This window comes from Mycolicibacter heraklionensis (assembly GCF_001021505.1).
In the GTDB taxonomy this organism is placed as follows: domain Bacteria; phylum Actinomycetota; class Actinomycetes; order Mycobacteriales; family Mycobacteriaceae; genus Mycobacterium; species Mycobacterium heraklionense.
Genome location: NZ_LDPO01000001.1, coordinates 378,496 through 396,552, shown reverse-complemented (window position 1 = coordinate 396,552; position 18,057 = coordinate 378,496). Strand labels below are relative to the sequence as shown.

Sequence of the window (18,057 nt, the reverse complement as noted above, 5' to 3'; positions counted from 1 at the left end):
GGGCGCCGGGCTGTGGATAACGAGCTAGCTGGAGGTGGTCGCCGGGGTTGACGACGCGGTGCTGGCCTTGGCGCTGTCACTGGACTTGGTGCCGCTGTCGGCCGACTTGGTTCCGCTGTCGCCCGAACCGCTGCTCGAGTCGCTGGAGGTGCTGGAGCTGGCGGTGCCGCTGCCGTTGCTGGAACCATTGGACGTTGACTTCCCGGACTTGCCCGATTCCCGGCTGTCGGTGCGGTAGAAGCCGCTGCCCTTGAAGACCACGCCGACCTTGCCGAAGATCTTGCGCAGCCGGCCGTTGCACTCCTCGCAGGTGGTCAGCGCGTCGTCGGTGAAGGCCTGGACCACGTCGAAGCGGTTGCTGCACTCGGTGCAGGCATAGCTGTAGGTGGGCACGCGAAACCTCCGTGGATCGAACAATCGGATTAGCACTCTACCGTGCTAAGTGCTAGAACCACTATGTGGCCTTCCTCATTCCAAGGCCACTTCGGTGTGGGTTCGCCCCGCGGCGGAGCAGGTCGCAACGCCCCGACCGTACCCGGTCCGCCGGACTACCGCGGACGAGACCGCGTGCGATCGTGCGTCCGGCATTGTCGGCGGGCGAGCCGCCGGGCCAGCACCTGCTGCCCGGGGCCGTCCAGCTCCCCGATGGCGCTCTGCCGACCGGAGACCGCCATGAGCACGGCTTCAGCCGGTCCGGTCAGCTCTGGTCCCCTGCCGTGACTCCAGTCCAGGTCGGTCGTTGTCAGGCGTACGCCGCGGGCGAGGTGCCACCCCGGCAGCTCGGGGGTGTGCAGGCTGTCACCCAGCACACAACGCAGCCGCTCGGCCGGGATCTGGCGCGGCAGACCGAGCGGGCGGCGGATGTCTTGATGATGGATGGTGACGTCGAGCAGCGCGAGCCGGCCTCCGAAGGTCGTGGCCAGCCCCTGCGGACGCAGCCGAGCCTGCAGTCGGTCGAGGAGCTGTTCGGTGCTGAGCAATGCGAGTTCGTCGACCCACACTTGATTGGCGTCAATGATCCGGCCGCGAATGACACGGCCAAACATGCCGAGCAGACTGACGCCGTCGAAGCTCATCACATGAGCGACCACGTCGCGCACCCGCCAGCGCTCACACAATGACTGCGCCTCCCACTGGTCGGGCGTCAGAGTCGCCAGCAGATCGGCCAGGTCTCTCCGCTCGGCGGTGGCCATCTCGAGACCGTCCACGGGATCAACTCCTCCTGACCCTGTGTTGACCGGTTCACCGATCATGTGACCTCAGCACTGGAGACGCCAACATGCCGCCGCTCGGAGTCACGCCGGCCGTAGCTGCAGAGCGACTACGAAGCGCGTTGTTGGCCCGGTAACGTTCGATATCCCCAATATTGGTTCGGCCCTTATCGAGATGGGACCATCTTGTCACCGCGCGCCGGGTCGGGCTTGGAATTCTGGGAACGGCGCCGAAGGTTGTCGCCGCTCACGAGCCAGTTCTCACAACACGTTGAGAACCTACATCCGGGGACGTCCCGGGGCCGTTCCGGGCCATTGCGGGTCAGCCCAGTGCCACCAGACCGAGCCCGGGCGTCAGGGCATGGGTCATCGGTACGTCGTGAGCCTCCGCGGGCACCTCGTCGAGAAGCTCCGCGTCACGGACCACCGCTACCAGCGGAATCTGCGGCCGGCGCCACTGCAGCGAGCGGTCGTAGAAGCCGGCGCCGCGCCCCAGCCGCGCCCCCCGACGGTCCACGGCCACCGCCGGCACCACGATCACGTCCGCCTCGGCCAGTGCGTCGGCGGCCAGCCACGGCTGTGGCGGTTCGAGCAGACCGAACCGCGCGGTGGCCAGGGTTTCGGGCCGGTACTCGCCCCACAACAGCGCCATCGGGGTGCCGTCGTCCTCGGTGCGCACCACCGGCAACAGCACCCGCACGCCACGACGCGCCAGGCGGGCCAGCATCGCGGTGGAGCCCGGCTCGCTGCCCACCGGCACATAGGCGCAGACCGTGGCGACGTCGCCCGCCAGGTGCTCCAGATGCTCGGCCAACGCTGCGGCCTCGGCCTCGTGCACATCGGGGGGTACGGCGCGCCGGTCGGCGAGCAGTCGGGCCCGCAACGCGGACTTGGCGGCCACTACCGCGTCGTCGGTCACGGCAACCAGACTGTCAGCAACGGCTCGCCCACCGCCAGCCGAAGAGGTGAAGTGGTTTGCGGTTATCGTGTGAGCAATGCCCACGCCGAAGGTCCCGATTCCGCGCACCGCCATTGTGCCCGCGGCAGGTTTGGGCACCCGCTTCCTGCCTGCGACCAAGACCGTGCCCAAAGAGCTGCTGCCGGTCGTTGACACCCCGGGAATCGAGCTGGTCGCCGCCGAGGCAGCCGAGGCGGGCGCGGAGCGGCTGGTGATCATCACCTCCGAGGGCAAGGACGGCGTGGTCGCGCACTTCGTCGAAGACCTGGTGCTGGAAGGCACGCTGGAGGCCCGCGGTAAGAAGGCGATGCTGGCCAAGGTGCGTCGGGCCCCGCAGTTGATCAAGGTCGAGTCGGTGGTGCAGGCCGAGCCGCTGGGCCTGGGGCATGCCATCAGCTGCGTCGAACCGGTGTTGTCCGCCGATGAGGACGCCGTCGCGGTTCTGCTCCCCGACGACCTGGTGCTGCCCACCGGCGTGCTGGAGACCATGTCGAAGGTGCGTGCCCGCCGGGGCGGCACCGTGCTGTGCGCGATCGAGGTCAGTCCGGAGGAGGTCAGCGCCTACGGTGTCTTCGACGTCGAGCCGCTGACCGACGGCGACAACCCGGACGTGCTGCGGGTCAAGGGGATGGTCGAGAAGCCCAAGGCCGAAGACGCACCGTCGATGTATGCCGCGGCGGGCCGCTACGTGCTGGACCGGGCCGTGTTCGACGCGCTGCGGCGCATCGACCGTGGGGCCGGCGGCGAGGTGCAGCTCACCGACGCCATCGCCCTGCTGATCGCCGAGGGCCATCCCGTGCACGTCGTCGTGCACCGGGGGTCGCGACACGATCTGGGAAATCCGGGCGGCTACCTCAAAGCTGCGGTTGACTTTGCCCTGGACCGCGATGACTACGGTCCGGACCTGCGCCGGTGGTTGGTGGCGCGGCTGGGCTTGGCGGAGAACTGAGCTGACGTCTGCCCTAATCGGACCGAGGCTGCAACGGAGAAAGGCACACCGTGCGTTCGGTTGAGGAGCAGCAGGCCCGGGTATCGGCAGCCGCCGTGGCGCCCCGCCCGGTCCGGGTGGCGATCGCCGAGGCGCAGGGCCTGATGTGCGCCGAAGAGGTGGTCGCCGAGCGACCGATGCCCGCCTTCGACCAGGCCGCCATCGACGGTTACGCGGTGCGCAGCGTCGACGTACTCGGTGCCGACGCGATCGGCGACAGCTCCGACGGGGCCGGGCGCGACGATGCCGTGGTCACCCTGCCGGTTTTGGGCGTCATCGAAGCCGGCGCCCGCACGCCCACCCGGCTGCAACCCAAGCTGGCCACCCGGATCCAGACCGGGGCGCCCATGCCCACCCTGGCCGACGCGGTGCTTCCGCTGCGCTGGACCGACGGCGGCAGCTCCCGGGTCCGGGTGCTGCGCGGCGTACGTCCGGGCGACTACGTGCGCCGGGTCGGCGACGACGTGCAGCCCGGTGACGTCGCGGTGCGCGCCGGCACGGTGGTCGGGGCAGCCCAGGTTGGGCTGCTGGCGGCCGTCGGCCGCGACCGCGTGCTGGTCCACCCGCGTCCCCGACTGTCGGTCATGGCGGTGGGCGGCGAACTGGTGGACGTCAATCGCACACCCGGCAACGGGCAGGTCTACGACGTCGACTCCTACGCGCTGGCCGCGGCCGGTCGTGACGCGGGCGCGGAGGTCAACCGGGTCGGCATCGTCAGCAGCGACCCCAAGAAGCTGCGCGAGGTGGTCGAGGGACAGCTCAACCGCGCCGAGGTGGTGGTGATCGCCGGCGGGGTGGGGGGCGCCGCGGCCGATGAGGTGCGCGCGGTGCTGGCCGATCTCGGTGACATGGAGGTGGCCCGGATCGCGATGCACCCGGGTTCGGTGCAGGGCTTCGGCCAGCTCGGCCCCGAAGGGGTGCCGACATTCCTGTTGCCCACCAACCCGGTGAGCGCGCTGGTGGTGTTCGAGGTGATGATCCGTCCGCTGATCCGGCTGTCGCTGGGCAAGCGCGAGCCGATGCGCCGGATGGTGCGGGCCCGCACGCTGGGGCCGATCGCTTCGATGCCCGGCCGCAAGGGGTTTTTGCGCGGCCAGTTGATGCGCGACGAGGACACCGGCGAGTACCTGGTGCAGGTGCTCGGGGCCACTGGCGGCACTGCGTCGCACCTGTTGGCCACGCTGGCCGAGGCGAACTGTCTGGTGGTGGTTCCCGAGGAAGTCGAGCAAGTAGCCGCCGGCGATTTGGTGGACGTCGCCTTCCTGGCTCAGCGGGGTTGAGCCCGGGTCCATGTTGGTCAACCTGTGGCCGTTCAAAGCCGTTGAGCACCCCGGCTGGCCGAGTGTGCTCGGGCCCCTGCGGGTGGCGGCGGGGGTGATCCGGCTGCGGCCGGTGCGGATGCGTGACGGCGTCGCGTGGAGCCGGATCCGGTTGGCCGACCGCGCCTACCTGGAGCAGTGGGAACCCAGCGTGGAGGTGGACTGGGTGACCCGGCACGGCAGCGCCTCCTGGCCGCCGCTGTGTTCGAGCCTGCGCACCGAGGCCCGCTACGGGCGGATGTTGCCGTACGTGATCGAACTCGACGGCCGATTCTGCGGCCAGCTGACGGTGGGCAACATCGCCCACGGGGCGCTGCGCTCGGCCTGGATCGGCTATTGGGTGTCCAGCGCGGTGGCCGGCGGGGGAGTGGCGACCGGGGCGGTGGCGCTCGGGCTGGACCACTGCTTTGGGCCCGTTCGGCTGCACCGGGTCGAGGCCACCGTCCGGCCGGAGAACGCGGCCAGCCGGGCGGTGTTGGCGAAGGTCGGCTTTCGTCAGGAGGGGCTGCTGCAGCGCTACCTGGACGTCGACGGGGCGTGGCGTGATCACCTGCTGGTGGCGATGACGGTCGAGGAGGTCGCCGGGTCGGTGACCTCGGCGCTGATTCAGTCCGGCCGGGCTTCGCGGGCCTGACGAATATTCGGGCGCGATGTTACCCGTGTGGTAGTTGTGACTAACGAGGTCAGCGAGTAAATTACATCTGTGTAATTGGTTCGGCGCGTCGTCCGAGGTCGTGTGGCTCACACACCTAGCCTTGGCTCGGAAAGGAGCAGGCCAACCATGCCCAGCATCCCGCAATCTTTGCTCTGGATCTCACTGGTCGTTCTCTGGCTGTTCGTACTGGTGCCGATGCTGGTCAGCAAGCGTGACGCGGTCCGTCGTACCAGTGACGTGGCCTTGGCGACCCGGGTCTTGACCAGTGGGTCCAGTGCCCGGCTGCTCAAGCGCGGCGGCCCGGCCGCCGGTCACCGCAGCGATCCCGACTGGCAGCACAGCGCCGACGACCTCGAGGAGCCCGACGACATCGATGATGTCGACGAGGTCGAGGGCGAACCCGCCGAGGGTGGTTCCCGGGTGTTCGTCGCCGCGGCGGCGGTGTTCGTCGCCGCCTCGGAGACGCAGGTGGGCCAGCAGGCCGAGCTCGACTATTTGGACGTCGACGTCGTCGCCGACGACTCCGATGTGCTGCCGCTGTCGGAAGCGGGGCTGGCCGCCGAGGTTGAGGCCGAGGCGCGCGCCCAGGCCGAAGCTCAGGCCGCCGCCGAGGCGGAAGCGCGCGCTGCGGAGGAGGCCGCCTTGGCGGCCGAGGCCTTGGCCGCCAAGGCGGAAGCCGAGGCCGACGAGGAGCCGACTGCCGGCGCCGACGGCCAAGCCGAGGCCGAGGGCTACGAGTATGAATACGTCGAGGACAGCTCCGGGCTGGAACCCGAGGCAGAGTCCACGCGGGCGGGCAGGGCCGGTCTGTCGGCCCGTGGTCGCCGCCCCCGTATCGACACCGCGGCCGCCGTCAGCGCACGCAAGTACGAGTTCCGCAAGCGGGTGCTGATGTCACTGGCGGTCATCCTGGTGCTCTCGGCGCTCACCGCCTTCACCGTGGCGCCCACCGCGTGGTGGATCTGTGGTGGCGCGGCCGGCGCGACCGTGCTCTATCTGGCCTACCTGCGGCGCCAGACGCGTATCGAGCAGCAGGTGCGGGCGCGGCGCGCACGGCGTTCCGAGCGGCCTCGCATGCAGCGCGAGAGTCTGCACACCGACGCGTTCGAGGTGGTGCCGTCACGACTGCGCCGTCCGGGTGTGGCGGTGCTGGAGATCGACGACGAGGACCCGGTGTTCGAGCACCTCGAGTACACGTCGAGCGCCGGCCGGTACGACTGGCGCAGTGACCTGGCGCGTGCCGCCGGTCAGTAGGTCTCGGTTTCAGGGGGCCGGCCGGGGGCTGGTAATCTCCTAGCGGTCAGGGGCTATAGCGCAGTTGGTAGCGCGTCTCGTTCGCATCGAGAAGGTCAGGGGTTCGATTCCCCTTAGCTCCACAGAGAACAGGCTGGTTGACGCGTTGACCAGCAAAGACGCTTCCGGTGGCGTAACAAACGGCGTAACATCGGGGTATGTCGCAACCCGAAAACACCACGTCCGGCGTCCGCTATTACGCCAAACGTGACGATGAACTCACGGGGCCGTTCCCGACCTACGCCGACGCGATCGGTGATCATGTCGGCGTTGCGCGGCGCATTGCGGGCGGCCTACCCGCCGCGCAGGTGCTGCTCGATGTCGGCAGCGTCGGGATGCTGAACGAACGCGCAACCCGGCGACTGCTGATGACCGATCCGTTTCTGTCCGCAGTGTTCGAGCTCGGTCGGCGGCACGAACGTACGACGGATGCACAACACCACGACGACGGCGCGGCGATCGACCGAATGGTGCTCGCCGGCGTCATCCCGGCGCAGGATGTCACCGCGATAGGTCAGCGGCTCGGACTGCCAGCGCCAGAACGTGAGGGCATCGTCTCGGCGATCCGCGCATACGAGTACGCAGGGGACGATCCGCCGCTGGGCACCGACTTCACAATCCATCCGACGACGAAGCCACTGGGGCTCTGATGGCCGCGCACCTCGACCCGGAGATCGGCGCCGCGGCGATGCGGACGCTGCTCGTAAGCGACGACCCGATCGTGGTGTTCGACGCGTTCGTCGTGCTGAACACCGACCCGTCGCTGCACGCTCACTTCGCCGACAACGACACCAACGACGCCGAGCGTGTGCGGGCCGCGATCCGCCGGGCGATCGCACCGACGACCCTCTCCGGCGGCGCTCGGTATCCCCGCGATTCCGGCGGGACGGCGCGATGAATGATCTGGGGCTGGCGCCGGAGGTCGCCGACGCGATCATGCGGCGACTCGTGACGCCGACACCGTCGACCATGCTGCCGCCGATCGCCGCGCCGCGACCGCTGCAGATCCCGTCGACGATCCCGATGACGCCGTGGCAGCGAGCCGTGCTGGCGTACATCACGGCCAAGGCCGCCGAGGGCTGGCGCCTGCCGCCGGGCGGCGTAACGCTGTCGAGCTGGCGCCCGGAGGTGCCATGAGCGGCGTGACCGAGCCACTGCAGCCGTGGGCGGACCCCGACCACGATATCGGCGCCGATCTGCGCCGTGCTTTCGAGGACTCGCGCGAGCAATACTCTCGACCGCCCGAGACCGAATGAGCGTCCATAAGCAGTCGAATCGTCACGGTGACAGTTGGCGCGTGTTCTGGCGGGAAAACGGCAAGCAGCGCAGCCTGTCGTTCGCCGACGAGGACTCAGCGCAACGCTTCCAGACCAACGTCACCGTCCACGGGCCGGCCGAGGCGCTGCGTCTCGTTGAGATCGCCGAGGCCGGTGTGAGCGTGATGTCGCTCGTCGAGTGGCTCAGGACGCACTGCGACAGTCTCACCGGCATCGAGGACGGCTCGGTGAAGCGGTACCGCCGCTACATCGATCTCGATATCGAACCGTTTTTCGACGCCATGCCGATCGTCGCGGTCACCGAGAACAGCATCGGCAAATGGGTGCAGTGGATGGCGGCCAAGCCGGGCCGCAAGGTCAACGGCGAGCAACGGCCGATCTCGGGCAAGACGATTCAGAACAAACACGGCTTCCTGAGCGGCGCGCTCAACGCCGCGGTCGCGCACAAGCCGCCGATCATCGAGTCGAATCCCTGCCTGGGTCGCAAGCTGCCGACGACGGTCGTCGAGGACATGGTGTTCCTCGAGCCCGAGGAGTTCATGCTGATCCACGACTGCATCACGCAGGAGCGTTATCGCAAGCTCGCGTTGTGGTTGGTGTCGACCGGAATGCGGTTCAGTGAAGCGACCGCGCTCGAGCCGCGCCATATCGACCCGAAGACGAAGATCGCGCGGGTCCGGCAAGCCTGGAAGTACGCGCCGAAACGGGGCGATGTGAAGCTCGGGGCGCCCAAGACCAAGCGGTCTCGGCGCGACGTCAGCGTTCCGCAGAGTGCTATCGATGCCCTCGACCTCACCGCGCCGGGGTACCTATTCACCAACGGCGTCGGAAACCCGGTGCGCGCGCAGGAGTTCTACAACCTGGCGTGGAAGCCGGCCCGTGACGCGGCGATCGCGCAGGGGCTTACCAAGGTGCCGCGCGTGCACGATCTGCGGCACACCGCGGCATCGTGGTGGATTCAGGACGGCGTACCGCTGGCGGTGGTGCAGGCGCAGCTGGGGCACGAGTCGATCACGACGACGGTCAACCGGTACGGCCACATCGATCGGCGCAGCGCGGACATCGCGGCCTCAGCCATGGACCGTCGACTGACGAGCGGCAAGCCCGGTGACGCACCCGAGGGTGACGACGGCGGCGGCGACGGCGACGAGTAGAGCCGGAGGTTGCCAGCGCGTGACGTGCTGACTTCGTGACGGTGCCGATTCGGTTGAGATTGTGTCTTGATCCGATGTTTTTGCGGTAACGAACCGTGCAAATTAATGCTTATTCCGGCTATGTTTCAAGGTGTTTCGGGGGCGTCTGACCTGTTGGGAGGCAATGAAAGTGACAGAAGCTCGACGCCTACGCGGTGAGTTGCTTCGACGGCTTGACGCGTTCCCGTTTACGGAGTGGTCAGCCGCTCTGCTTATCGCGGTTATCGGCGTTATTGACCTCGCGGAGCCGTTCTCGATGCGCTCCGAGTCGTCGAGTGACTGTCACCTCACTGTCGTCCGCTGACCTGCGCGGCTTCCCCTTTTTGGGGTCGATGAACGTGAGGATGAGCAGCTCGCCGGGATCGACTCCGTAGACCTCAGCGGCACGAACAACGGTCTCGGCGCGTGGTGGGCGGCCGTATCGCCAGCCGGTGACTGCGCCGGGTGAGACGCCGAGCGATTCGGCGATTTCCTGCTGAGTGTGGTCGCCGTGGAGTTCCGCGAGCGCCGAGATGCGTTTCCACCAGCGGGTTTTCTGTGGCTCAGCCATCCAGCAAATTTACCGCGGTGAATGCAAACTCGCAAAGTTTGTACTGCAATGTTACAAACCGACACGCCGACAGCCCGATGTTGCTGCACTTTACTAAATCGCAGGTCGCCACCCAAAAACCCCACATAATCCCACGTCGCACACCATCTTTCGGATATGCAAACGTGCACCAAGGCATTGCAATCGTGCATCAGATTCACTACGGTGAACTGAACCACAAGCCCACAGGAGCCCGCCGTGCGACGACCGACCCTGACGCCCAACGCTGAGGGATTTAGCCGACTAGCGGCACACGCCGGCATCGCCGACAACTACCTCGCACTCGCCAACCGGATCGGCGTCAACGCCAGCACCGTCTCGCGGATCATGCGCGGCCAGCACGAACCGAGCGGCCGATTCATCGCCGCCGTCCTCAACGAATTCGGCATCAGTTGGTTCCACGAACTGTTCGACGTCCATGGAGGCAAAACCGCATGAAAAAGCAGTTCCACCAGGTACTCGAGTCGCTGATCGCTCAGCAGAAACGCTGCCGCGCGCTGCCCGACGACCACAAGCCGCACCACTGCGCACGCTGCCGGCGCCACATCCGGCACGCCAAGCTGCGCACCATCTCGCAGCGCCGCCAGGACGGAGCCGCACGCAATGCCGCCTGAGATCTACACCGTCGACGAGGCCGCCAAGATCCTCAACGTCTCCGGCACCTGGCTACGCCAGCAGCTCCGCGCCCGGCGATTCACTGCACTAAAAATCGCGGGCCGTTGGCGCATGACCGGCGAGCAGATCAACGAGGCGCTGGCTCAGATGACCAGCACGGCCCTGCCGCCCGCACCGGCGTCACCGTCCGGTCTGGTCCGCAACAGCCGATTCCGGCGGCGCACCGGCAGCACGCGGGCCAGCGCATGAGCCACGACCAGTTCGACGTCCTTACCCGAACACTGTCGGAGATCCGCGAGCACGTCGCCGACCTCGCGCAGCAGGGCGCAACACCCGAGATGCTCGCCCGCAGCGTCCGCTGGCTGCGCCACGAAGCCGACACCGCGCCCGGCGTCGACCACCAGCTCTACCGCACCCTCGCCGACACCATCGAACTCGAAATCGCGGCGATACAGAGACGTCAACCAGTCCAGTAACGCGAAAACCGGCCGCTGCAACGACCGGCTTTCACAACCAACCAGAAAGGGACACAACACGATGCGCACTCGCCCCACCAGGGTAACAGCCCAACACCGCATGCCGCCGCCACCACACACGAAGCTGATCGAGAAGATCGCCCTCGCCGTCACCGGCGCCGCGGCGCTGCTGATCCTCTCGTATGCACTGAGCGGCCTGATCGCACGCGCCGACACCGCGGCCGAGCAGCCCGGGCGCGCGACCTGCAGCACGGTCGACGTCCGCGAGCTGGCCGCGTGACCCCCGCCGACGACGCCATCGTCGACGTCGACGCGCCCGTCGAGCACATGCTGACGCCGTCCGCTGCTCTGCTGATCGACTACGCGCCGACCCGCAACATCGACCGCGTCGCCGACGATGCAGTCGAGATCGCCGAGAAGATCCGCCGCGTCGACCACTACCAGCTCTATGGCGAGCTGGTCGAACTGTGCGCCATGCACCCGGCCAAAGGCGCGCAGTTGCTCATGGCGTTCGCGGCATGGTTCGACCTCGACATGACCATGGTCGACCTACAGATCCGCGCCGAGCAGACCGCCGCCGAGGCGCAGAGCCGGACAAAACGATGACCGCGCACACGTTCTTCTGCGACCTGTGCGACGCGATGTACGTCATCGACGCCGACGACAAGTCGCGGCTCTGCGATCGCTGCTACCTGGTCTGCAACCCGCACCCGCCGATCGGGTCGCTTGTCCGATACGCCGACTGCATGGGCCGAGTCGTCGTCGGCGCCGTCATCGACTACCGCGGCCGCGGGCTGATGGTCCAGCAAAAGGGGCGCATCGGACACTCGATCATCACCCGTTGGGAGCGGGTCGACACATGACGAAACGAAGCCCGCGGCAGCTGGAAGCGTCACGCCGCAACATCCGAATCGCAATGGCGGCGCGCATCGAAAAAGCAGGGGCCTTCCAGGACCGCGCCGACTGTTTCGAGGCCGGACTCGCGGCGGGAATACCCGTATCGGCAGCTCTCGCTGACGGCGGCTGGACCAACGTCGAGGCCGCCAACCGCGCCTACAAACGCCACCGCCGACCGCAACCGACCGCGCTGCGCGCTGCCTACAACGAATGGCAGAACGACCAGGCCAAGGCACGTAGGCGCAGGGGGTGCAGTCGATGACATGCGAGGACGGACACCACGCCTGCGGACCGGACCAAATCTGCTGGCGCTGCGGCGAATACCAAGGAGACGAACAACCATGACAGCTCTCATCGAGCCGGGCAGCCCGGAATGGCTGCAGATGATCACGCCGAGCAAGGTCGCCGCGATCCTCGGCGTCTCGCGCTGGGAGTCGCCGTTTCGACTGTGGCATCGGATGAAGGGCAACCTGCCGCCCGAGCCACCGAAGGACATATTCGAGGTCGGCCACGATTTCGAGCCAGCGCTCGCGGCGATCTGGCGCCGTAAGAACCCCGCATGGCGCCTATCGCGCGGTGAGGTTCAGATCAGCAACCCGGACCTGTCGTTTCCGAACGTGGCGACCCTCGACCGGCGCGCCGTGCGCGGCAGCCTACGTCGGGTCGTCGAGTTCAAAACCGCTCGCCGCATGGAGGACTGGGGCGACGAGTTCACCGACCAGGCACCCGCCGACTACGCCGCGCAGGTCACGTTTCAGATGATCGTCACCGGCTACACCCGGTATCCGGCGCATCTGCTGGTCATGGGTCCGTACTTCAACGATCACGTCTACGAGATCCCCTACGACGAGGACATCGCCTGTCGAATCGTCTACCGCTGCAGTCAATTCTACGAGTCGCTGAAGTCCGACGCACCGCCACCGCTCGACGATTCAGTCGCAACCTACGAGGCCGTTCGACAGCTGCACCCGGACATCAACGCCGGCGAGATCGCCGAGATTGCACCGGCGCTCGCGTGCAACGTCGTCGACTGGCACCGCGAGCACGGCAACGCCGAGAAGTCACTGCTCGGCTACAAGACCGCACTGCTCGACGCGATGGGTAACGCGCAGATCGCCGAGTGCGGCGGCATCACCGTCGCCAAGCGCACACCAGCAGCCCGCGGCGCCGTCGCGCTGCGCATCGAAGCCAAGAACCACGAAGCCCTGCACGACGCCAACCGTGGCGCCTGGTAACCCACAAAGGAGACACCACCCCATGAACCCGATCGACACCACCGATACCCCGAACGTCCACATCGACGGTCCCGGCGTCACCGGCAACACCGCCCGCGCGGTCACGATCCCCGAACCCACCACAACCACCGTCGCGCCCGTAATGTTCGGCGGCCGAAGCGAGTTCACGCCGCACGAGATCGCGATGCTCAGGCAGATCGGCGTCGAGGACGCCGAGCCCGCCGACCTCGACTTGTTCTTCCACATCTGCCAACGCACCGGCCTCGACCCGTTCGCCCGGCAGATCTACATGATCGGCCGCGAGACCGACGTCAAGGTGCGCGTGCAGCTCGAGAACGGCAACAGCCGCGTCGAGACACAGCGGATGATGAAGTTCACCATTCAGACCGGCATCGACGGCTACCGACTCATCGGTGAGCGCGCCGCCCGCGCATTCGGCGACGAACTCGAACACGACGACCCGATGTGGCGCGGCAAACCCGGCAGCGACTACGACCGCTGGCTCGACTACTGGCCCGAGAGCGCCGGCCAGCCCGCCGCCTGCCGCTACACCATCCGCAAGAACGGCCGCCGCTACACCGCCACCTGCAACTTCAACGAATACGTCCAGTACAAGGGCAGCGGCGAGATGACGTCGATGTGGAAGAAGATGGGCGCCAACCAGATCGCGAAGTGCACCGAGGCCCAAGCGTGGCGCAAAGCCTATCCCGCTGATTTCTCCGGCGTGATCCTCGAGGACGCCGCGCAGCCGACCGTCATCGACGCCGACATCGAACCGCCGCGATCGCAGCCACGCAAGGGCGGCCGCGGACTCGACGGCCTCCGCGACGCCGTCGCCGATGACGAGGCAGCACCAGCACCACGAACTGTGGACTCGAAACGCGCCGACGCCGAGGACCGGCTCGCGGAACTGCTCACCGGTACCGAATGCCGCGACCGTCGCGAGGAAATCGTGCTGATCACCGCACTACTCGGTGAACCGTTCGAGCCGCTCGGTCTCCACGGTTTCGACAACCTCACCGACGACCAGATCGTCAAGATCGGCACGAAGCTCGCCGCCTGGGAGAAAGCCGGACGCCTGGCCGACGAAGCCAACGAGGTGCTGAACGCAGCACTGCTCGCCACCGAGGACGGTGCGGAGTGAGCAAATCACCGGCAGGGCACATCGCGCCCGACGATTTCGCGAACCGGTGCACCGTCACGCAGCTCGCATTCCGGCAGCACTTCACCACCCACGAGGTGCAGGAAGCCGCGAGCAGAGCGCTCGCCGCGCTCGACGACGTGACGCGGGCCGTTGATCGTGCCGCACTCCGAAGCCGAATCGACATGAACGAGCGGCAGATCAAGATCGACCGCCGCAAGCTCGCCGAACTCACCGAAGGGACCGAAACCTAATGCGCCACATCAAGATCGCGGCGGCCGCACTGGCATTGGGCGTCGCACTCACCGGTTGCTCAACGCTCAACCGCCAGGAACACCACGCGTGCCTGGTCACCGACAAGACGGTGCTCTACACGACCGTCGACGGCAACAGCAGCCGCACCAAACGCCTCGACACCAGCTGCGGCAGCTTCAACGTCACCGACAGCATCGGCGCCGGCTGGCAATCCTGGGACATCTGGCAACAACTGCACGTCGGCCAGACCTACGACATCACCACCGGCGGCTACCGATTCGCCGGCATGTTCCCGACCGTCGTCCGAGTCCACCGCGTCGAATCGAGAATCGTATGACCGACGACCCCGTCGAAGCGCTCGTGGACGCGCTGGTCGCTGCTGAACCTATTATCCGGCACATCAAGCCGCCCGACGAGATGCGGCAATGGGTGCTCGACGCGCTCGCCTCAATGGACCGGACGCTGCTCGTCGGACTGCCTGAGATCGACGTCATCAACGAGGGCGGTATCGCGTTCTGGTGGACGCCCGCGCAGGTCTACGGTCTACCGCCGCATGTGGGCGCGTCCGACGGCGGCGTTAGCGTTGGCGGTCTGCCACTAATGTCGGCGGACGAAGCCGTCAAGCTCGGTCTCGCGATCCTGGCCGCCGGCAATCACTGCCGGGGAGTCGAACGGCGCTCCGCCCGCGAGCGGTCCCGGCTCATCGGCCGACTGCGCGCCGACTACCGCGAGATCCTGGCCGATGGCGGCGACATCACACCCGGTGCCGACTCGATCGTGATGGCACTCATCGACCGGGGCTGGCGCCCCGCCGAGGACGCATCGTGACCGCGCCCGACGTCTCGTTGTTCCCGGAGATCCCCGCCGACGCCGGACTCTGGACTGCACCCATGCGCCGGCCAGCACCACCAGCACCGACCGTCGACTGCCACATCGCGGACTGTCAGCGATGCCTGGTCGAGCAGCTCGCCGCCGAGCTGGCCCTCGCCGACCCCTACGTCGACGCCGGCTGGTCGGCCGACGTCGTCCACCACTTCCGCGCCCGCAAGCTCATCGAACGCGGCTGGCGCCCAACACAGGAGGACCGATCGTGAACGCTCCCGAATGGGCGGCCGACGCCCACGACCCCCGCACACTCGCCGCACTCGCCAAACGCTGCCCACAATGCGCAGCCACACCCGACCAGCACTGCCGGCCCTACAACCGTGAGCGCATCGTCCACGAGCAACGCGTACCGGCCGGTGCGGCATTCCACCCGGACGGGACGCTCGCATGAACGCCGACATCAACCGCGCCCGCGCAATGCTCCAACGAGTCAACCCGGGACCGTGGTGGTGGGGCGGCAACACCGCCGGCCACGGCGACGTCGCGCTGCACTCCCGCGCGCCCGGTTACGGCGTCATCGACATCATGCGAACCTGCACCGACCACCGCACCGCCGAGGAAATCGGCGCGGAATGGGACCGAACCGGCGAACTGCAGGACTGCATCAGCCGCGACGACTACATCGAACACGAGACCGACCACCCGCAGAAATACCTCGCGTTCATCGAAACCGAGCACATGACCGTGCAACTCGGCCGCGATCACGCAACCTACGAGGTCGCCCGCAACCAGGGACTGCCCGACGACACACCACGCGATCATCCGAAGGTCTACCGCGCCGACGTCGTCGCCGTCCGCAACGCACACGCCGAATTCATCGCCGCCAGCCCGCAACTCGTCGCCGGCCTACTCGCCGCCATCGACCGCGTCGCGGCCGTCGTCGAGGATCTCCGAGCGCACCGCGCCACCACGCCCGATGACGACGACCACGAGATCATCTGCGACGTCGAGAGCACCATCGCCGACCGCATCATGCAGGCACTCACGGGCGGTGACGCCGCGTGATGACCGATCAGCGCGACGAGCGTCTCATCGCCGCCGAGCAGCTGCTCAAGGACGGCAGCGGCTACCGCGAAGCCGCACGCACCGTTCACGTCTCCCGGGGCCAGCTCGCGCAGATGTTCCCCGGATACGGTCTGAGTCTCGCCGACAGTGCGCGACGTGCTCGGCTCGCCCGCGATTTCAATGCCGCACTGCGCGACGCACACACGCAGCGAGCCGCCCATGACTGACTGTCGCGAGCTGGGCCCGACGTCGTGGTGCGCGGCGGGGCGCCATGATCGTTGCGAGCATCGTCCCGGCGGCGCGCAGCACGGCGGCGTCTGGCTGCCCGGCGGCTACGTGTCCATGCCGCCCATGCGCGGCCGGACCGGCACCGACCCCTACCCGGACACCAACGTGGCCGTCGTCGACCGCATCGTGCACCCGAGTCGCACCTACCACTGCCCGTGCGACTGCCACCAACAAGAGCCGACCGGCCAACTCGAACTATTCGGAGCGGCGTCGTGAGCCACTGCGCGACGAACTTCGACGAACTCCGCATCGACCAGGACGTCGCCGTCGTGTTCGGAGCCGGCGACGTCCGGCCCGGCTACGTCGAACGCATCACCGGCGCATTTGCCTACGTCCGACTCAACGACGGCAGCGTCGCCGAATGCCGCCCGTATGCCGTGATAGTCGCCGACCACACCGGGCCGCCGCCGGGGCTGCCGCTGCCGATGCAACTCGATCTATTTCAGGGGATGCCATGACCGCGCCGACGATGACCACCCGCGAGCTGATGGACCGGCTGCAGCGGCATTACATCAAGCCCGGTGCGCCGCTGCCCGGCGGGATCTTCCTGCCCGAGGTCGGCTGGAATGGTGCGGCCGGCGGCGGCTGCGACGCTATCTATGTCGGATTCACCAGCACCAGCGGCCGTATCCTCGTCGGCCACGAGCTCAAGGTCAGTCGCGCCGACTGGCTCAACGAGCTACGCAAACCCGGCAAAGCCGACCGGTGGGCCGACCAATGTCACCAGTGGTACCTGGTCGTCAACGATCCCACGATCGTTCAGGACGGTGAACTACCCGCCGGCTGGGGACTGATGGTGCCCGGCCCGTCGAAAACCCGGATGCGCGTGCTGGTCAAGGCCGAGACCAAGGTCGATCACACGCCGGCGTGGCATGCCGTCCGGTCGATCATGGCCCGACAGGACACCCTGCGCGCCGAAGCCATCCTGAACGGTCAACGTCGCGCCGACGAGCGCGCACGCGCAGACATCCGCGAACAGGTCAATCAGGAAGTCGGACGCCGCGCCGGCATCACACCCGAAGTCCAACGTGCCCGAGAACTAGTCGCCGTCATCCATGACCGATGCGGATACCTGCCAACCGACACCGAAGAACTCGCCGATGCCATCGTCGAAACCCTCAATGGCAAACGCACCCTCGACGACGTAAAGCACCTCGCGCGCAATCGCCTAGCCGCCATCAAACAGGCGACCGAATCCCTCGAATCCAGTTACCAATACCGCGAGCTGAAACGCCGACTCGGCGAGATCGCCCGAGACGAGCGCAGCGCATGACCGGCCCGGATCTCGCCGACTGCGATTTCTACGCCGAGTTGAACGATGCCGGCTATTTCGTCGGCCGCTGCCCGCAATACCCCGACGTCCACGGCCGCTCACGCCGCAACCGGCTCGACGCCCTCGACGACATCATCACCAGCGTCCGCGACCACATCCAACGCCAAACCGACAGGGAAACACCATGAGCGAGAATCGCATTGTTACCCCGCAGGTCGCCGAACTGGTCGACCGCTACGCGGAGCGCGAACTCGACGACGCCCGGAAATTCGACAACAGCACACCGCTCGACGAGTCGGGTATCTACTCGCTGCACATGCTGGCCGCGCGGATCTACGCGTACGGATTCAGCGACGGTGAGCGCGTCGCGATGACACGGCACCAGGGCGAACGACAGCGCGCCCGGAACGCAGAAACGGCCCACGTCTGATGGGCGACTGGCCTGGACACACCACGCGGCCGTGTAAGGCCTGCGGGCACCCCGGCGGTCATCATCAGCCGTCG

General features: G+C 67.4%; 34 protein-coding genes and 1 tRNA gene. 31 read left to right on the top strand and 4 right to left on the bottom strand.

Going from position 1 to position 18,057, the window contains the following annotated elements:
* Window positions 1–24: 24 nt before the first annotated feature.
* From ABW16_RS02010 to ABW16_RS02000, 3 genes are all read right to left on the bottom strand, one after another.
* Window positions 25–393: an FmdB family zinc ribbon protein gene (locus ABW16_RS02010; protein WP_047317408.1), complete on the bottom strand. Its 369-nt coding sequence runs from the start codon at window positions 391–393 to the stop codon at window positions 25–27.
* A 155-nt stretch (window positions 394–548) separates the two neighbouring features.
* Window positions 549–1,208: a maleylpyruvate isomerase family mycothiol-dependent enzyme gene (locus tag ABW16_RS02005; RefSeq protein ID WP_082133904.1), complete on the bottom strand. Its 660-nt coding sequence runs from the start codon at window positions 1,206–1,208 to the stop codon at window positions 549–551.
* 325 nt (window positions 1,209–1,533) lie between these two features.
* Entirely contained in the window at window positions 1,534–2,130 is a 597-nt protein-coding gene (locus ABW16_RS02000) for a 5-formyltetrahydrofolate cyclo-ligase (RefSeq protein WP_233424665.1), read from the bottom strand.
* 76 nt (window positions 2,131–2,206) lie between these two features.
* Here ABW16_RS02000 and ABW16_RS01995 point away from each other — a divergent pair, with 76 nt between their 5' ends.
* The 9 genes from ABW16_RS01995 (at window position 2,207) to ABW16_RS01960 (ending at window position 8,855) form a co-directional block, all read left to right on the top strand.
* Window positions 2,207–3,118: a UTP--glucose-1-phosphate uridylyltransferase gene (locus ABW16_RS01995; RefSeq protein ID WP_047317406.1), complete on the top strand. Its 912-nt coding sequence runs from the start codon at window positions 2,207–2,209 to the stop codon at window positions 3,116–3,118.
* A 50-nt stretch (window positions 3,119–3,168) separates the two neighbouring features.
* A complete protein-coding gene (gene glp, locus ABW16_RS01990; protein ID WP_047317405.1) occupies window positions 3,169–4,437 on the top strand; it encodes a molybdotransferase-like divisome protein Glp in 1,269 nt (422 codons plus the stop codon).
* Window positions 4,438–4,447: 10 nt separating this feature from the next.
* The gene (locus tag ABW16_RS01985) at window positions 4,448–5,110 is read left to right on the top strand and encodes a GNAT family N-acetyltransferase (protein ID WP_047317404.1); all 663 of its coding nucleotides are present in this window, start codon (window positions 4,448–4,450) and stop codon (window positions 5,108–5,110) included.
* Between the two features lie 147 nt (window positions 5,111–5,257).
* Window positions 5,258–6,385, top strand: coding sequence for a divisome protein SepX/GlpR (gene sepX / locus ABW16_RS01980; RefSeq protein WP_047317403.1), 1,128 nt, complete (start codon window positions 5,258–5,260; stop codon window positions 6,383–6,385).
* Between the two features lie 49 nt (window positions 6,386–6,434).
* Window positions 6,435–6,507 (top strand) — tRNA-Ala (locus tag ABW16_RS01975).
* A 75-nt stretch (window positions 6,508–6,582) separates the two neighbouring features.
* Window positions 6,583–7,074: a hypothetical protein gene (locus tag ABW16_RS23770; protein WP_052956753.1), complete on the top strand. Its 492-nt coding sequence runs from the start codon at window positions 6,583–6,585 to the stop codon at window positions 7,072–7,074.
* The gene (locus ABW16_RS23765) at window positions 7,074–7,322 is read left to right on the top strand and encodes a hypothetical protein (protein ID WP_052956752.1); all 249 of its coding nucleotides are present in this window, start codon (window positions 7,074–7,076) and stop codon (window positions 7,320–7,322) included. Before ABW16_RS23770 ends, ABW16_RS23765 begins: the two co-directional genes overlap by 1 nt.
* Entirely contained in the window at window positions 7,319–7,561 is a 243-nt protein-coding gene (locus ABW16_RS01965; protein ID WP_047317401.1) for a hypothetical protein, read from the top strand. The genes ABW16_RS23765 and ABW16_RS01965 overlap by 4 nt, the downstream gene beginning before the upstream one ends.
* Before the next feature lie 160 nt (window positions 7,562–7,721).
* Complete coding sequence (locus tag ABW16_RS01960; RefSeq protein WP_052956751.1) at window positions 7,722–8,855, top strand: tyrosine-type recombinase/integrase; 1,134 nt, start codon at window positions 7,722–7,724, stop codon at window positions 8,853–8,855.
* 238 nt (window positions 8,856–9,093) lie between these two features.
* On the opposite strand, the gene ABW16_RS01955 is transcribed toward ABW16_RS01960, so the two are convergent.
* Window positions 9,094–9,444 carry a helix-turn-helix domain-containing protein gene (locus ABW16_RS01955; RefSeq protein ID WP_047317400.1) on the bottom strand — a complete coding sequence of 117 codons (351 nt, stop codon included), beginning with the start codon at window positions 9,442–9,444 and terminating at the stop codon, window positions 9,094–9,096.
* Window positions 9,445–9,681: 237 nt separating this feature from the next.
* On the opposite strand from ABW16_RS01955, the gene ABW16_RS01950 reads away from it, so the two are divergent.
* The 22 genes from ABW16_RS01950 (at window position 9,682) to ABW16_RS01855 (ending at window position 17,983) form a co-directional block, all read left to right on the top strand.
* Window positions 9,682–9,921: a helix-turn-helix domain-containing protein gene (locus ABW16_RS01950; RefSeq protein ID WP_047317399.1), complete on the top strand. Its 240-nt coding sequence runs from the start codon at window positions 9,682–9,684 to the stop codon at window positions 9,919–9,921.
* The gene (locus ABW16_RS01945; RefSeq protein ID WP_047317398.1) at window positions 9,918–10,097 is read left to right on the top strand and encodes a hypothetical protein; all 180 of its coding nucleotides are present in this window, start codon (window positions 9,918–9,920) and stop codon (window positions 10,095–10,097) included. The genes ABW16_RS01950 and ABW16_RS01945 overlap by 4 nt, the downstream gene beginning before the upstream one ends.
* Entirely contained in the window at window positions 10,087–10,347 is a 261-nt protein-coding gene (locus tag ABW16_RS01940) for a helix-turn-helix domain-containing protein (RefSeq protein WP_047317397.1), read from the top strand. The genes ABW16_RS01945 and ABW16_RS01940 overlap by 11 nt, the downstream gene beginning before the upstream one ends.
* On the top strand, window positions 10,344–10,574 hold the full coding sequence (locus ABW16_RS01935; protein ID WP_047317396.1) for a hypothetical protein: 231 nt from the start codon (window positions 10,344–10,346) through the stop codon (window positions 10,572–10,574). Before ABW16_RS01940 ends, ABW16_RS01935 begins: the two co-directional genes overlap by 4 nt.
* Before the next feature lie 61 nt (window positions 10,575–10,635).
* Window positions 10,636–10,854, top strand: coding sequence for a hypothetical protein (locus tag ABW16_RS01930; RefSeq protein ID WP_131721461.1), 219 nt, complete (start codon window positions 10,636–10,638; stop codon window positions 10,852–10,854).
* Window positions 10,851–11,180: a hypothetical protein gene (locus tag ABW16_RS01925; RefSeq protein WP_200900598.1), complete on the top strand. Its 330-nt coding sequence runs from the start codon at window positions 10,851–10,853 to the stop codon at window positions 11,178–11,180. The genes ABW16_RS01930 and ABW16_RS01925 overlap by 4 nt, the downstream gene beginning before the upstream one ends.
* Window positions 11,177–11,437: a hypothetical protein gene (locus ABW16_RS01920; protein ID WP_047317394.1), complete on the top strand. Its 261-nt coding sequence runs from the start codon at window positions 11,177–11,179 to the stop codon at window positions 11,435–11,437. Before ABW16_RS01925 ends, ABW16_RS01920 begins: the two co-directional genes overlap by 4 nt.
* On the top strand, window positions 11,434–11,733 hold the full coding sequence (locus ABW16_RS01915) for a hypothetical protein (RefSeq protein WP_047317393.1): 300 nt from the start codon (window positions 11,434–11,436) through the stop codon (window positions 11,731–11,733). The genes ABW16_RS01920 and ABW16_RS01915 overlap by 4 nt, the downstream gene beginning before the upstream one ends.
* A gap of 79 nt (window positions 11,734–11,812) precedes the next feature.
* Entirely contained in the window at window positions 11,813–12,706 is an 894-nt protein-coding gene (locus ABW16_RS01910; RefSeq protein WP_047317392.1) for a YqaJ viral recombinase family protein, read from the top strand.
* A gap of 22 nt (window positions 12,707–12,728) precedes the next feature.
* Window positions 12,729–13,850 (top strand): recombinase RecT, encoded by a 1,122-nt coding sequence (locus ABW16_RS23760; protein WP_052956750.1) that lies wholly within the window; start codon window positions 12,729–12,731, stop codon window positions 13,848–13,850.
* Complete coding sequence (locus ABW16_RS01900; RefSeq protein WP_047317391.1) at window positions 13,847–14,101, top strand: hypothetical protein; 255 nt, start codon at window positions 13,847–13,849, stop codon at window positions 14,099–14,101. Before ABW16_RS23760 ends, ABW16_RS01900 begins: the two co-directional genes overlap by 4 nt.
* Window positions 14,101–14,439, top strand: coding sequence for a hypothetical protein (locus ABW16_RS01895; RefSeq protein ID WP_047317390.1), 339 nt, complete (start codon window positions 14,101–14,103; stop codon window positions 14,437–14,439). The genes ABW16_RS01900 and ABW16_RS01895 overlap by 1 nt, the downstream gene beginning before the upstream one ends.
* Complete coding sequence (locus tag ABW16_RS01890) at window positions 14,436–14,930, top strand: hypothetical protein (RefSeq protein WP_047317389.1); 495 nt, start codon at window positions 14,436–14,438, stop codon at window positions 14,928–14,930. Before ABW16_RS01895 ends, ABW16_RS01890 begins: the two co-directional genes overlap by 4 nt.
* The gene (locus ABW16_RS26710; RefSeq protein ID WP_047317388.1) at window positions 14,927–15,196 is read left to right on the top strand and encodes a hypothetical protein; all 270 of its coding nucleotides are present in this window, start codon (window positions 14,927–14,929) and stop codon (window positions 15,194–15,196) included. The genes ABW16_RS01890 and ABW16_RS26710 overlap by 4 nt, the downstream gene beginning before the upstream one ends.
* A complete protein-coding gene (locus ABW16_RS25230; RefSeq protein ID WP_233424664.1) occupies window positions 15,193–15,378 on the top strand; it encodes a hypothetical protein in 186 nt (61 codons plus the stop codon). The genes ABW16_RS26710 and ABW16_RS25230 overlap by 4 nt, the downstream gene beginning before the upstream one ends.
* The gene (locus ABW16_RS01880) at window positions 15,375–15,992 is read left to right on the top strand and encodes a hypothetical protein (protein WP_047317387.1); all 618 of its coding nucleotides are present in this window, start codon (window positions 15,375–15,377) and stop codon (window positions 15,990–15,992) included. The genes ABW16_RS25230 and ABW16_RS01880 overlap by 4 nt, the downstream gene beginning before the upstream one ends.
* Window positions 15,992–16,219, top strand: coding sequence for a hypothetical protein (locus ABW16_RS01875; protein WP_052956749.1), 228 nt, complete (start codon window positions 15,992–15,994; stop codon window positions 16,217–16,219). The genes ABW16_RS01880 and ABW16_RS01875 overlap by 1 nt, the downstream gene beginning before the upstream one ends.
* On the top strand, window positions 16,212–16,496 hold the full coding sequence (locus ABW16_RS25930; protein WP_131721460.1) for a hypothetical protein: 285 nt from the start codon (window positions 16,212–16,214) through the stop codon (window positions 16,494–16,496). Before ABW16_RS01875 ends, ABW16_RS25930 begins: the two co-directional genes overlap by 8 nt.
* Window positions 16,493–16,738 (top strand): hypothetical protein, encoded by a 246-nt coding sequence (locus tag ABW16_RS01870; RefSeq protein ID WP_047317386.1) that lies wholly within the window; start codon window positions 16,493–16,495, stop codon window positions 16,736–16,738. Before ABW16_RS25930 ends, ABW16_RS01870 begins: the two co-directional genes overlap by 4 nt.
* The gene (locus ABW16_RS27050) at window positions 16,735–17,553 is read left to right on the top strand and encodes a hypothetical protein (RefSeq protein WP_233424663.1); all 819 of its coding nucleotides are present in this window, start codon (window positions 16,735–16,737) and stop codon (window positions 17,551–17,553) included. The genes ABW16_RS01870 and ABW16_RS27050 overlap by 4 nt, the downstream gene beginning before the upstream one ends.
* Window positions 17,550–17,741, top strand: a complete 192-nt coding sequence (locus tag ABW16_RS01860) for a hypothetical protein (RefSeq protein WP_047317385.1) — start codon at window positions 17,550–17,552, stop codon at window positions 17,739–17,741. The genes ABW16_RS27050 and ABW16_RS01860 overlap by 4 nt, the downstream gene beginning before the upstream one ends.
* The gene (locus ABW16_RS01855; RefSeq protein WP_052956748.1) at window positions 17,738–17,983 is read left to right on the top strand and encodes a hypothetical protein; all 246 of its coding nucleotides are present in this window, start codon (window positions 17,738–17,740) and stop codon (window positions 17,981–17,983) included. The genes ABW16_RS01860 and ABW16_RS01855 overlap by 4 nt, the downstream gene beginning before the upstream one ends.
* Window positions 17,984–18,057: the final 74 nt, after the last annotated feature.

Coding starts and splice junctions, on each gene's coding strand:
- ABW16_RS01995 (WP_047317406.1), top strand. CDS start 2,207: ATGCCCACGCCGAAGGTCCCGATTCCGCGCACCGCCATTGTGCCCGCG.
- ABW16_RS01985 (WP_047317404.1), top strand. CDS start 4,448: ATGTTGGTCAACCTGTGGCCGTTCAAAGCCGTTGAGCACCCCGGCTGG.
- sepX (WP_047317403.1), top strand. CDS start 5,258: ATGCCCAGCATCCCGCAATCTTTGCTCTGGATCTCACTGGTCGTTCTC.
- ABW16_RS23770 (WP_052956753.1), top strand. CDS start 6,583: ATGTCGCAACCCGAAAACACCACGTCCGGCGTCCGCTATTACGCCAAA.
- ABW16_RS23765 (WP_052956752.1), top strand. CDS start 7,074: ATGGCCGCGCACCTCGACCCGGAGATCGGCGCCGCGGCGATGCGGACG.
- ABW16_RS01965 (WP_047317401.1), top strand. CDS start 7,319: ATGAATGATCTGGGGCTGGCGCCGGAGGTCGCCGACGCGATCATGCGG.
- ABW16_RS01955 (WP_047317400.1), bottom strand. CDS start 9,444: ATGGCTGAGCCACAGAAAACCCGCTGGTGGAAACGCATCTCGGCGCTC.
- ABW16_RS01945 (WP_047317398.1), top strand. CDS start 9,918: ATGAAAAAGCAGTTCCACCAGGTACTCGAGTCGCTGATCGCTCAGCAG.
- ABW16_RS01940 (WP_047317397.1), top strand. CDS start 10,087: ATGCCGCCTGAGATCTACACCGTCGACGAGGCCGCCAAGATCCTCAAC.
- ABW16_RS01935 (WP_047317396.1), top strand. CDS start 10,344: ATGAGCCACGACCAGTTCGACGTCCTTACCCGAACACTGTCGGAGATC.
- ABW16_RS01930 (WP_131721461.1), top strand. CDS start 10,636: ATGCGCACTCGCCCCACCAGGGTAACAGCCCAACACCGCATGCCGCCG.
- ABW16_RS01920 (WP_047317394.1), top strand. CDS start 11,177: ATGACCGCGCACACGTTCTTCTGCGACCTGTGCGACGCGATGTACGTC.
- ABW16_RS01915 (WP_047317393.1), top strand. CDS start 11,434: ATGACGAAACGAAGCCCGCGGCAGCTGGAAGCGTCACGCCGCAACATC.
- ABW16_RS01910 (WP_047317392.1), top strand. CDS start 11,813: ATGACAGCTCTCATCGAGCCGGGCAGCCCGGAATGGCTGCAGATGATC.
- ABW16_RS23760 (WP_052956750.1), top strand. CDS start 12,729: ATGAACCCGATCGACACCACCGATACCCCGAACGTCCACATCGACGGT.
- ABW16_RS01895 (WP_047317390.1), top strand. CDS start 14,101: ATGCGCCACATCAAGATCGCGGCGGCCGCACTGGCATTGGGCGTCGCA.
- ABW16_RS01890 (WP_047317389.1), top strand. CDS start 14,436: ATGACCGACGACCCCGTCGAAGCGCTCGTGGACGCGCTGGTCGCTGCT.
- ABW16_RS01880 (WP_047317387.1), top strand. CDS start 15,375: ATGAACGCCGACATCAACCGCGCCCGCGCAATGCTCCAACGAGTCAAC.
- ABW16_RS01875 (WP_052956749.1), top strand. CDS start 15,992: ATGACCGATCAGCGCGACGAGCGTCTCATCGCCGCCGAGCAGCTGCTC.
- ABW16_RS25930 (WP_131721460.1), top strand. CDS start 16,212: ATGACTGACTGTCGCGAGCTGGGCCCGACGTCGTGGTGCGCGGCGGGG.
- ABW16_RS27050 (WP_233424663.1), top strand. CDS start 16,735: ATGACCGCGCCGACGATGACCACCCGCGAGCTGATGGACCGGCTGCAG.
- ABW16_RS01860 (WP_047317385.1), top strand. CDS start 17,550: ATGACCGGCCCGGATCTCGCCGACTGCGATTTCTACGCCGAGTTGAAC.
- ABW16_RS01855 (WP_052956748.1), top strand. CDS start 17,738: ATGAGCGAGAATCGCATTGTTACCCCGCAGGTCGCCGAACTGGTCGAC.